The sequence below is a fragment of the Halobacillus litoralis genome (assembly GCF_020171725.1).
Classification (GTDB): Bacteria; Bacillota; Bacilli; order Bacillales; family Halobacillaceae; genus Halobacillus; species Halobacillus litoralis_F.
The window spans coordinates 779,397-790,755 of sequence record NZ_JAIVAJ010000001.1 but is presented as its reverse complement, the minus strand read 5'-3'; the positions used below and the strand labels follow the sequence as shown (position 1 = coordinate 790,755).

Genomic DNA, 11,359 nt, shown 5'->3' with positions numbered 1-11,359 from the left:
TAGCTACGTGTGGTCGGGATAAGTGCTGAAAGCATCTAAGCATGAAGCCCACCTTGAGATGAGATTTCCCATTACCCAGAGTAATTAAGATCCCTCAGAGATGATGAGGTTGATAGGTCTGAGGTGGAAGCGTGGTGACACGTGGAGCTGACAGATACTAATGGATCGATGACTTATCTATCTGAAAAGACGTTTATTTCGGTTTGAACAATTCTTATCCAGTTTTGAGGGTTTGCAAAAAAACTTTAAATTTACCCTTGATTTTTTAAACAAGACATTATATAATAGTTCTTGTCCTTGAAAAAAGAGATCTGGTGATGAAGGCGAAGAGGTCACACCTGTTCCCATGCCGAACACAGTAGTTAAGCTCTTCAGCGCCGATGGTAGTCGGGTTTACCCCCGTGAGAGTAGGACGTAGCCAGGTTGAATATTATTCCAACGTAGCTCAGTGGTAGAGCAATCGGCTGTTAACCGATCGGTCGTAGGTTCGAATCCTACCGTTGGAGCCATTATGGAGAGTTGTCCGAGCTGGCCGAAGGAGCACGATTGGAATTCGTGTAAACCGTTTCCGCGGTTTCGAGGGTTCGAATCCCTCACTCTCCGCCATTAGAAACATTGGCCCGTTGGTCAAGTGGTTAAGACACCGCCCTTTCACGGCGGTATCACGGGTTCGAATCCCGTACGGGTCACCACTACTTCCCGGAGGATTAGCTCAGCTGGGAGAGCACCTGCCTTACAAGCAGGGGGTCGCAGGTTCGAGCCCTGCATCCTCCACCATTAACTTTTAAGAATATAATGGGAACTGAAACAATGAATTCCCAAAACATCGCGGGGTAGAGCAAGACCGTAAACTTCTTGCAAATGCATCCCTGTAGGTCTTGCGACGATCGTAAGCTTCACTGAATAAGCTTGCAACGTGAGGAGCAGTCTTACAAAACTTATAATGGGAACTAAACTAACAAATTCCCACAACATCGCGGGGTAGAGCAGTCTGGTAGCTCGTCGGGCTCATAACCCGGAGGTCACAGGTTCAAATCCTGTCCCCGCAACCAAAATGGTCCGGTAGTTCAGTTGGTTAGAATGCCTGCCTGTCACGCAGGAGGTCGCGGGTTCGAGTCCCGTCCGGACCGCCACTTAAATACATATTTAGTCGTTATTACGACATGGCTCGGTAGCTCAGTCGGTAGAGCAACGGACTGAAAATCCGTGTGTCGGCGGTTCGATTCCGTCCCGAGCCACCATCCAAAGCCGGCCTAGCTCAACTGGTAGAGCAACTGATTTGTAATCAGTAGGTTGGGGGTTCAAGTCCTCTGGCCGGCACCACTTAGAACGTGGAGGGATAGCGAAGTTGGCCAAACGCGGCGGACTGTAAATCCGCTCCCATCGGGTTCGTAGGTTCGAGTCCTACTCCCTCCACCACTAATTTAATATTTATCCAAATAGGGGTATAGTTTAATGGTAAAACTACGGTCTCCAAAACCGTCAATGTGGGTTCGATTCCTACTACCCCTGCTTTCATTATGGCGGTTGTGGCGAAGTGGTTAACGCACCTGATTGTGGTTCAGGCATTCGTGGGTTCGATTCCCATCAGCCGCCCCATTTTTATTTCACAAGATTAGTGGGCCATAGCCAAGCGGTAAGGCAACGGTTTTTGGTACCGTCATGCGCTGGTTCGAATCCAGCTGGCCCAGCCACTTATCTTGCGGGAGTAGTTCAGTGGTAGAACACCACCTTGCCAAGGTGGGGGTCGCGGGTTCGAATCCCGTCTCCCGCTCCAGAAAAACTCTCACAATATAAGATGAACTGAATACAATACTTACATGATGGCGGCATAGCCAAGCGGTAAGGCAGAGGACTGCAACTCCTTTATCACCGGTTCGATTCCGGTTGCCGCCTCCAAAAGCATATGCCGGTGTGGCGGAATTGGCAGACGCGCACGACTCAAAATCGTGTTCCTCACGGAGTGCCGGTTCGACCCCGGCCACCGGTATTACATAAACGTTTCTCAGATTATGAGAAACGTTTTTTTGTTGTTTTTAAATCGTGTAGCAATCACTGCACCATGACCGATTCAGTTAACGATTTAGAATTGCAGGGTAAAGAATGGTTGATGGTGTTCCCACTGTCAGAAAGGGTGAATACGTTGCCTACAAAAAAAGAAGGAGCGATGGCAGCCGTTTCTCATTTCTTATCCATTATCCCTCTATATCCGTTTAGTACGTTGTTCGTTCTGATCTTCAAACTGTTTGTTCGTGATCAGTCCAGACACGTGAATCGCCATACCAACGAGAGCCTCAATATACAACTCACTGCTATCCTTTATACGTTTATTTTGTTGTTGGCTGGAGTCTTGTTTAGGAGAATAGGGGTTTTACAGGAAAGTGTACCGGATGTGATGCTGTTACCTCTTATAGCCGGCTTGTTGCCCGTCCTTGGTACCATCGTAACTCTGATAGCCATCCTTCTCATTTGGATCACATCCTACGTTTATTTTGGTATCGGGATAAAAAAGGCACTTGATGGCCAGTTTCGTCGCTTTCCTTTGCTGCTTCGCTTTTTCAAGTGAGGTAAAGAGGGGGACGTTGTGTCACAAGAAGCTTTCAATAAAAAGAGAGCAATTCCAATGGATGAGGAATTGCTCTCTTTTTTCATATTTTATTTTGAGTAAGACACATCGATATGGGAGAACGTGTCGACATGAAACAATCCTGTATCCGTTAGTTTTAAAGAGGGAATCACAGGTAATGTCAGGAACGAAAGAGTTAGAAACGGATGAAAGTTCCCTGTGAATTGTAATGCTTGTATGCCCTCGTGCAATTGATGGAGCTGTTGGTGAACATTTTCAAAGGAATCCTCAGACATCAGCCCGGCTATAGGTAAGGGGACTTCAGCTAATACGTTTCCTTTGTTCACGACGACCATGCCTCCTTGCATTTTCTTCAAGGATTCTATGGCAGTCAGAATGTCTTGATCATTTGTTCCGACGGCTACAATGTTGTGGGAGTCGTGGGCGACTGTTGTGGCCATAGCGCCTTCCTTCATTCCAAAGCCTTTTACGATGCCGCAGCCCACGTTACCGGTGTTATGATGTCTCTCAGCGGCTATGAGCTTCAATTGATCTTTTTCAGTAGAAGGTTGAAACTTACCATTCTTGACATTTACTTCTTCTACTAAAGAATTTGTCGTTAAGCGGTTGGGAATCACTTCAATGACATGTGCTTCTTTCTCACTACTAATCGGGATTTGCAGGGACTCTTCCGTGACCTCTTTTAGTTGAACGGACGATGTTAATTCAGGGTTCGGTGCTTTCTTCTCGATAGAGTCTTTCAGGTAGTTCCCGTTTTTTACTACGGCTTCTCCATTCTTGTAGACTTCCGAAATCTTCACTTGTTCTAAATCATCGATTAAAAGAAAGTCTGCATCGTAGCCAGGTGCTATCGCGCCTTTCTCGTGTAGACCGTAGCATTCCGCTGCATTGAGGGAAGCCATCTGGTACGCTGTTTCGACGGGGATTCCACTTTGAACAGCGACACGGATGTGGTGGTCGATGCTGCCCTCTTCGACGAGCTCGTCCAAATGCTTGTCATCTGTACAGAAAAGGCAGCGCCTTGCATTGTGGGGAGTGACGACTGGAAGCAGGCTTTCTAAGTTTTTGGCAGAGGAACCTTCTCTCATCAAGACATACATTCCCCGCATCAACCTTTGTTTGGCTTCTTCGGCTGTGTTGCATTCGTGATCAGAATGAATTCCTGCTGTACGATAAATGTTAATGGCGTCTTCAGGTAGTCCAGCGAGGTGGCCATCAATTTTCTTGTGATGCCTTTCTGCGTGGACGATTTTAGTCAGGAGATCTTCATCTCCGTCACGTAAACCAGGATAGTTCATGACTTCTGCAAGCCCAATGACGTTGTCTTCATTGTAAAAGGGTTCAAGGTCTGATGCTTTCAGAACAGCCCCTGCGTTCTCTAGTGGTGTGGATGGTACACAAGAGGGAAGCATAAAATAAATATCCAATTCCGTCTTCTTTGCTTCATCCATCATGAATTGAATCCCTTCACGGCCGGACACATTGGCGATTTCGTGTGGATCCGTGATGACCGTTGTTACTCCATGAGGTAAAACAATTTTCGAGAATTCTGTAGGGGGTACCATGGAGGATTCGATGTGGACATGTCCGTCAATAAACGAAGGGCACAAGTAACGGTTCTCAGCATCAATCGTTTGGAGGGCCTCGTATTCTCCGATTCCAACGATCTTCCCATCTTGAATCGCTACATCTCCCTCGAACCATCCAAGGTTAAACACGTCGAGGACTCGTGCATTCCGGATGACTAGGTCAGCTGGCTTCTGCTTTCCGGATGCATGGATCTTTTGTTGCAGGTTTTGTATGTTCAATGTCATGTCTATCGCTCCTTCTATATATGAGAAACACTCGCAAGGAAGGCAGCAAACATCGCGGCCATCGTAGTCAAGCCGTTTGAGGCAGCCTGGTAGAGACATTCGGACCTTATTACCGAATCTATACGAGTGAAAATGATAATTAGTAAGATTCTACCGATTGTAGGCCGTGCTTGTCAATGTAAGATGATGCCTGTCATCCACATTGTGTGTTGAAAAGATAGGAAATATGTCGACATAGCTTTCATCCGTGGTGGGAATCGATTAAAATAGATGGTGGAGAGGAAGGCAAGTTCTTTTGAGTGAGGACAGATGATTCCGTCTATCTTTCTGCTTCAAATTAGATATAACTATTTGGTAAAGGGTGTGTCATTGTGAGTTTGGAAAATAATCAATCGAAGAAAATTTTTGTCTTAGGTGGAGATGGCTTCTGCGGTTGGCCGACGAGCCTTCATTTGTCCAATGTAGGACATGACGTTGTCATCATTGATAACCTGTCGAGACGTAATATTGATAATGAATTAGAAGCCGGTTCTTTAACACCAATTCAACCAATGGGTACACGTTTGAAGGCGTGGGAAGAGAAATCTGGCAAGACAATGGGTTTTTATAATATTGATATCGCGGAAGATTACGATCAGTTCCTTGAAGTGATCAAAGAAGAGAAACCTGATGCGATTGTCCACTTTGCGGAGCAGCGTTCTGCCCCATACTCCATGAAGTCTCCGAAACATAAGCGTTACACAGTAAACAATAACCTGAATGCTACACATAACGTACTGTGTGCTATTGTGGATTCCGGATTGGACATCCACCTCGTACACCTTGGCACGATGGGTGTCTACGGTTATGGAACAGCAGGTATGAAGATTCCAGAGGGATACTTGGATGTCGAAGTTCAAACAGAAGCTGGAGATCGTGTTGAACAGCAGATCCTCTATCCGACGAACCCTGGATCCGTTTACCACATGACGAAATCCCAAGATCAACTGTTATTCCAGTATTATAATAAGAATGACAGTGTTCGCATTACAGACCTTCACCAAGGGATTGTATGGGGAACCAATACAGAAGAAACAAAAATGGATGAGCGTCTCATCAACCGGTTCGATTATGATGGAGACTATGGTACCGTATTGAACCGTTTCTTGATGCAGGCAGCCGTTGGATATCCAATCACCGTTCACGGTACAGGCGGACAAACGCGTGCCTTCATTCACATTCAAGACACCGTACGTTGTGTCGAGCTTGCGATTGCCAATGCACCGAAACGTGAAGAGCGTGTCATGATTTTCAACCAGATGACAGAAACACACCGTGTCAACGATTTGGCGAAGCTTGTCAGCAAGCTGACAGATGCAGAAATCGCCTACGTATCAAACCCACGTAAAGAAGCGCCGGAGAATGACTTACACGTGAAGAACGACTTATTCCTATCTAAAGGGTTGAACCCGACCACGCTAGATGAAGGATTGCTTCAGGAGGTAACTGAAGTAGCAGGGAAGTATGCTGAGCGTGCGGATCACTCTAAGATTCCGGCAACTAGTACATGGACGAAAGAGCAACAGCCGGGAGTCCCGGAAGAAAAAGAAAAAAGCTCAATTAACTAATCAAAAGCCAGGGGTCTTCCCTGGCTTTTTCTATAGAAAAGTTCGAATGTCCATTCAGTTGGATATCTGATACAATATAGAGAAATGTACATATAGTTAAAGGAAGGTTACAATGCCATCAGAAGAAAACATTACGAGAATTCATATTAACGATAAAGAACTGATCTTAATCGGCACGGCTCACGTTTCGAAGCAGAGTGCCGAGCAAGTGAAACAGGTGATCGAGGAAGAGCATCCAGACTCTGTGTGTGTGGAATTGGATGAGCAGCGTTACCGTTCCATCAAAGAAGGAGACCAGTGGAAGAACACGGACATCTTCCAAGTCATCAAAGACCGTAAAGCGACACTCCTCTTAATGAACCTTGCGATTTCTTCGTTCCAGAGAAGAATGGCCAAGCAATTCGGTATCAAGCCTGGTCAGGAAATGATCCAAGGAATCGAGTCTGCTGATGAAATGGGCGCTGAGCTCGTTCTGGCAGACCGAAATATCCAGATTACATTTTCTCGTATCTGGTCAAATATCGGATTGATGGGGAAAATGAAGTTGCTGGCGTCGATTGTGTACAGCATCTTCAGCAATGAATCCATTTCGGAAGAAGAGCTTGAAAAGATGAAGTCCCAAGATATGCTTGACGGTATGCTTCAAGACATGACCGAGCATTTTCCATCATTGAAGAAGCCGTTGATTGATGAACGTGATCAATACCTTGCACAGAAGATCAAAGAGTCGCCGGGTGACAAAGTCGTGGCGGTTCTCGGAGCGGCACACGTTCCTGGAATTACGAAGGAGATTCACAAAGATCACGATTTAGATGCATTGCGTAAACGTAAGCCGAAATCCAAGTGGCCGAAAATCATTGGCTGGGCGATTCCACTAATGATTATTTCGATTATCGCTTATACGTTTATTGCAAACCCTGAAGCTGGAGCACAGCAGTCGCTCAGCTGGGTGCTTTGGAACGGTTCATTCTCAGCTATTGGAGCTGCTGCTGCTTTGGCGCATCCTGTAGCTATACTGACTGCGTTTATTGCCGCACCGATTACATCATTGAATCCTCTGATTGCAGCAGGATGGTTTGCGGGATTTGTTCAAGCTTACTTCCGTCGCCCGAATGTGTCTGATTTCGACAACCTCTCTGAGGATGTAACCTCTGTCAAAGGATTCTGGAACAACAAAGTGACACGTATTCTACTTGTCATTGTACTGGCGAACCTCGGCAGTTCTCTCGGAACGATTATTGGTGGAGCAGACGTACTGCGTTTATTCTTTGAAAATCTATAGCAGGAAGAGGAGGGTCTTGATAAGCCCTCCTTTTTTTTATCGATTAAATGAAAAACTCTAAAGAATTTTTTTGCATTTTTTGAAACGTAAGGAATGTCCGCTGCGTATAGAGAGAAAGTCTTATAGACAGGAGGGGATGTGCGTTCAACGAGTTTTGGATTTCAGGAGCAATTATGATCTTTCTTTTATTTGCTGTGCCACTCACGTTAAATAAAGTGGTTACATTCGTTGAAGAGCGTTTCCTGCGCCATCTTCCTAAAAAGGGAGTAGTGGGTCTGTTGATCAGCGTAACGATTATAGTAGAAATCGTTTTGTCCATGATGTTATCAAGACGACTTGGCTGGTCATTTACAGAAGGACACTTCACAGTAGGGTTTCTTCTATTTATACTGGTGTGGTTCATGCAGTTCAACGAGTGGATGGGGAATAAGTATGCGAACGTAGATAACAAAGTGTATGGAAGCGGAAAAGATGTGTATGCTGTACAAGTCTTTCGTTTCTCTTTGAACCCATTCTCAATTGCTACTCTAGTTTATTTTCTAGGCGGAGTGGCTTCATCCATTGTTTTATATGCGATTTGACCTTGAAAAAAATCCGCCGGACAATCGGCGGATTTTTTGTGTATATTTTCGGTGAAGGATGGGTATACTAGTTGAAATCCCTTCGAGGAAGTCTGATATATTAATAGAGAATAAAAATTTCGACAAAAAATCGTAAATTTTGTGTTGCATAGCTGAAATTCGATTGTTATAATAACAAATGTAGCAAAGATGTTGGTTGTCAGACTACAGAATTTGGCATTTATGCGGGTGTAGTTTAGTGGTAAAACCTCAGCCACGAGCAAAGCTTCCCCGAATTCCCAGCGAGTTGCCTCGACGGATACCCTTCCGTGAATAAGCTTGCAGAAGAAGAGGCATGACGGACCAAGGTCTTACAAGGATAATGAATTTTCAACTATGCGGGTGTAGTTTAGTGGTAAAACCTCAGCCTTCCAAGCTGATGATGAGGGTTCGATTCCCTTCACCCGCTCTGAGTCACCTTTTCGGTGACACGTACTTATTTTATACTATGTGGCAAACGCAGTGTTTCGTTAAAAGGGTAACGAAGCATTGCGTTTTTTATTGAGCAAAAAAGGATAAACCTCTAAAAAGAATCATTTTTTCAGGAGGCTTAGTAATGAAGAAACTACAACAACTACTCAATCAAATCGACGGAAAGAGTTATAAGGGATACAAGCAAATACAAGGAACCTATTCTTTCTCTACTTATAAGCTTCACATTGATTACGTACAAGGCGATCCGTTTGCGGCGCCGTCCAAGATACGGATTCATGTGCCTAATCAACATCGTTCCATCTCGTCTGAATGGCGGGAAACGAAGCGCAGGAAGACCTACACGGAAGATCGAATGACAAGAGAAGTCGCTGCTGCGATCCAAAGTAATGATGTTTTCATTAAAGGTTCCGGCAAGAGTGGAATGGTATCGGTCGACCAACCGGGACAGGAAATCCTTGAAAGGACGGCAGTAACGTTCGATGGAAAAGGGACGACTATTTGTCTCACTGTCGGGCTCCCTGCAAATGGACGACGTATCAACGGTAAGCAGGCAGAGAAATTATTCTTCACAGTGGTGCCGGAAATCCTGAAGAGATCGATTTTCTCCATTGAAGATGAGCAGCTTGAAGAAGCGGCCCGGCTCGCAGATCAACACGACGTGATTTATGAAGAGATGGAGCGGAATGACTGGATTTCGTTCGTGGCGGATGGTGCCATACTACCTCGAGCGAGCGGTGTAAGTGATCGTCCTATGAAAGAGGCGGTACCTTTTAAGAGTCCTCGGGAGAATCGTGTATCCTTTAACGTTCCCCACCTGGAGGAACCGTTGACAGGAATGGCCGTTAAGAAGGGGATTGTATTGATTGTCGGCGGAGGTTACCATGGTAAAAGTACCCTCTTGAACGCAATCGAGCGTGGCGTTTATCCTCATATTAGAGGAGACGGAAGAGAGTATGTACTGACGGATCGTTCAGCCGTTAAAGTGCGCGCGGAGGACGGACGTCAAGTGACGACAGTGGATATTTCTCCTTTTATAAAAAATCTTCCCCATGGTACCGACACAACTAGATTTTCTACAGAAAATGCGAGTGGAAGTACCTCGCAGGCAGCGAACGTCATAGAAGCGTTGGAAGCACAGGCGAACACCTTGTTGATTGACGAGGACACAAGCGCGACCAACTTCATGATTCGTGATGAGCGCATGCAGGAACTTGTTGTGAAAGAGAAAGAACCCATTACGCCTTTTATAGATAAAATCAAGCAGATGAATGAGGAGTTAGGGGTTTCGACTATCATGGTAATGGGAGGATCGGGAGATTACTTCCATGTAGCGGATGATATTATTATGATGGATCAATACCTGCCTCACAATGTGACAGAGCGTGCAAAAGAGATTGCCAGCCGTTATCCGAGTTACCGCAGCGAGGTGGGGGAGGATTCGTTCGGTACGTTACCTAAACGCTCCTTTTCTCCACAAAGCCTCCAAACACGAAGAGGTAAGAAGGAAAAAGTTCAGGCGAAGGGGAAAAACTTGATCATCATGGGACGTACAGATATTGACCTTGCCAATGTGGAACAGCTTGTAGACGCATCTCAAACGCGGTTCATCGCTGATTTAATTACGCATTTAGATAAAAAAGGAACACTTAAACAGGAGCAACCCTTTAAAGCGCTGCTTGATGATATAGAAGAGCAGCTGGACAGACGAGGGCTGGAGTCGTTTGCGCCATTTAAGGATCAGCATCCTGGTGAGCTGGCACGACCAAGACGTTTTGAAATTGCTTCTACGTTAAATCGAATTCGTACAGCTAGAGTAAGAGACTTACGATAGAAAGGAGGTTGTCAGGGTGGATTTTCATACATTCCAAGAAGAAGTCATCGCCTACAGCAAAGAAATCGGTATTGATAAAATAGGCTTTGCGTCTGCTGATGTGTTCAGTGAACTGAAAGGGCGTTTGGTGAGACAGCAGGAAAATGGCTATCAGTCCGGTTTTGAAAAGGGAAGCGTTGAAGAACGAACGGAACCCAGCCGGCTGATGCCCGGAGCTCAGTCCATCATATCGATCGCCCTGGCGTATCCTTCTAAAATGAAAGATGCTCCTAAAAGCAGGAAAGGGGAACGAAGAGGGATCTTTGCCCGTGCCTCATGGGGCATGGATTATCACGATGTACTTCGGGACAGGTTAAATAAACTCGGGGCTTTTATTAAGGAACGATTCCCTGAAGCTGAACTGACATCGATGGTCGATACAGGTGAATTGTCCGACCGGGCTGTAGCCGAACGTGCCGGCATCGGGTTCAGTGCTAAAAACTGTTCGATCATTACTCCAGAGTTTGGTTCGTATGTGTACTTGGGGGAAATGGTGACGAATATTCCTTTTGTTCCTGATGATCCTGTCGACGATAGCTGCGGCGACTGCAACATCTGTGTAGATGCTTGTCCGACAGATGCACTCGTACAAGGAGGGCAATTGAACGCACAGCGCTGCATTGCTTTTCTTACACAGACCAAAGACTTTCTACCGGATGAGTTCAGAACGAAAATCGGGAACCGGCTGTATGGCTGCGACACCTGTCAGACCGTATGCCCGAAGAACCGAAAGAAAGATTTCCACATCCATGATGAATTCGAACCGGATCCTGAAGTGGTCAAGCCGAAGCTCGTTCCTCTTCTCTCCATTTCAAACCGTCAATTTAAAGAAACATTCGGACCAATCTCTGGTTCGTGGCGGGGGAAGAAGCCGATTCAACGAAATGCGATTCTAGCACTCGGTCACTATAAAGATGAAACAGCGATAGATGAATTGATTCGCTTGATGAAGGAGGACCCTCGTCCCGTCATTCGAGGAACTGCTGCCTGGTCTCTGGGAAAAATCGGCAGAGAGGACTGTTATAAAGCGATTAAAGATGCTATCATCAAAGAAGAAGATTCTGAGGTACGATCAGAAATGGAAAAAGGGCTCGATTTTCAGTTGCAACAAAGCTGATTTCGGCATCTACTAATAGAATCTAAG

Annotated in this window: 7 protein-coding genes, 16 tRNA genes, 2 rRNA genes and 1 riboswitch; of the genes, 24 read left to right on the top strand and 1 reads right to left on the bottom strand. The window is 45.6% G+C overall.

Features of this window, described 5'->3' with window-relative positions; genetic code table 11:
• The 18 genes from LCM20_RS04270 to LCM20_RS04185 all read left to right on the top strand — a co-directional run.
• A 23S ribosomal RNA gene (locus LCM20_RS04270) occupies window positions 1–181 on the top strand; the annotation flags it as partial.
• A gap of 129 nt (window positions 182–310) precedes the next feature.
• Window positions 311–424, top strand: a 5S ribosomal RNA gene (rrf, locus tag LCM20_RS04265).
• Window positions 425–434: 10 nt separating this feature from the next.
• Window positions 435–509, top strand: a tRNA-Asn gene (locus tag LCM20_RS04260).
• Window positions 510–513: 4 nt separating this feature from the next.
• Window positions 514–606: transfer RNA gene (locus LCM20_RS04255), tRNA-Ser, on the top strand.
• Between the two features lie 11 nt (window positions 607–617).
• Window positions 618–692, top strand: a tRNA-Glu gene (locus LCM20_RS04250).
• Window positions 693–701: 9 nt separating this feature from the next.
• Window positions 702–777: transfer RNA gene (locus tag LCM20_RS04245), tRNA-Val, on the top strand.
• A 198-nt stretch (window positions 778–975) separates the two neighbouring features.
• Window positions 976–1,052 (top strand) — tRNA-Met (locus tag LCM20_RS04240).
• A gap of 4 nt (window positions 1,053–1,056) precedes the next feature.
• Window positions 1,057–1,133, top strand: a tRNA-Asp gene (locus tag LCM20_RS04235).
• 32 nt (window positions 1,134–1,165) lie between these two features.
• Window positions 1,166–1,241, top strand: a tRNA-Phe gene (locus LCM20_RS04230).
• Window positions 1,242–1,247: 6 nt separating this feature from the next.
• Window positions 1,248–1,323 (top strand) — tRNA-Thr (locus LCM20_RS04225).
• A gap of 10 nt (window positions 1,324–1,333) precedes the next feature.
• A tRNA-Tyr gene (locus LCM20_RS04220) sits at window positions 1,334–1,419 on the top strand.
• Window positions 1,420–1,441: 22 nt separating this feature from the next.
• A tRNA-Trp gene (locus LCM20_RS04215) sits at window positions 1,442–1,512 on the top strand.
• Window positions 1,513–1,523: 11 nt separating this feature from the next.
• Window positions 1,524–1,599 (top strand) — tRNA-His (locus LCM20_RS04210).
• 20 nt (window positions 1,600–1,619) lie between these two features.
• A tRNA-Gln gene (locus LCM20_RS04205) sits at window positions 1,620–1,694 on the top strand.
• An 8-nt stretch (window positions 1,695–1,702) separates the two neighbouring features.
• Window positions 1,703–1,777: transfer RNA gene (locus LCM20_RS04200), tRNA-Gly, on the top strand.
• 48 nt (window positions 1,778–1,825) lie between these two features.
• Window positions 1,826–1,899: transfer RNA gene (locus LCM20_RS04195), tRNA-Cys, on the top strand.
• Window positions 1,900–1,908: 9 nt separating this feature from the next.
• Window positions 1,909–1,990 (top strand) — tRNA-Leu (locus tag LCM20_RS04190).
• 72 nt (window positions 1,991–2,062) lie between these two features.
• Window positions 2,063–2,566 (top strand): DUF4870 domain-containing protein, encoded by a 504-nt coding sequence (locus LCM20_RS04185; protein WP_225194166.1) that lies wholly within the window; start codon window positions 2,063–2,065, stop codon window positions 2,564–2,566.
• 89 nt (window positions 2,567–2,655) lie between these two features.
• Here LCM20_RS04185 and ade read toward each other — a convergent pair whose 3' ends face one another.
• On the bottom strand, window positions 2,656–4,401 hold the full coding sequence (gene ade / locus LCM20_RS04180) for an adenine deaminase (RefSeq protein ID WP_225194165.1): 1,746 nt from the start codon (window positions 4,399–4,401) through the stop codon (window positions 2,656–2,658).
• A gap of 44 nt (window positions 4,402–4,445) precedes the next feature.
• Window positions 4,446–4,547, bottom strand: a riboswitch (purine riboswitch).
• Between the two features lie 225 nt (window positions 4,548–4,772).
• Between ade and LCM20_RS04175 the strand changes: the two genes are divergently transcribed.
• The 6 genes from LCM20_RS04175 (at window position 4,773) to queG (ending at window position 11,332) form a co-directional block, all read left to right on the top strand.
• Window positions 4,773–6,008, top strand: coding sequence for an NAD-dependent epimerase/dehydratase family protein (locus LCM20_RS04175; protein ID WP_225194164.1), 1,236 nt, complete (start codon window positions 4,773–4,775; stop codon window positions 6,006–6,008).
• A 112-nt stretch (window positions 6,009–6,120) separates the two neighbouring features.
• On the top strand, window positions 6,121–7,290 hold the full coding sequence (locus LCM20_RS04170; protein ID WP_225194163.1) for a TraB/GumN family protein: 1,170 nt from the start codon (window positions 6,121–6,123) through the stop codon (window positions 7,288–7,290).
• Window positions 7,291–7,463: 173 nt separating this feature from the next.
• On the top strand, window positions 7,464–7,871 hold the full coding sequence (locus LCM20_RS04165) for a hypothetical protein (protein ID WP_225194162.1): 408 nt from the start codon (window positions 7,464–7,466) through the stop codon (window positions 7,869–7,871).
• A 377-nt stretch (window positions 7,872–8,248) separates the two neighbouring features.
• Window positions 8,249–8,319 (top strand) — tRNA-Gly (locus LCM20_RS04160).
• A 147-nt stretch (window positions 8,320–8,466) separates the two neighbouring features.
• On the top strand, window positions 8,467–10,176 hold the full coding sequence (locus LCM20_RS04155) for an ABC-ATPase domain-containing protein (protein ID WP_225194161.1): 1,710 nt from the start codon (window positions 8,467–8,469) through the stop codon (window positions 10,174–10,176).
• Between the two features lie 16 nt (window positions 10,177–10,192).
• Window positions 10,193–11,332, top strand: a complete 1,140-nt coding sequence (gene queG, locus LCM20_RS04150; protein ID WP_225194160.1) for a tRNA epoxyqueuosine(34) reductase QueG — start codon at window positions 10,193–10,195, stop codon at window positions 11,330–11,332.
• Window positions 11,333–11,359 lie beyond the last annotated feature (27 nt).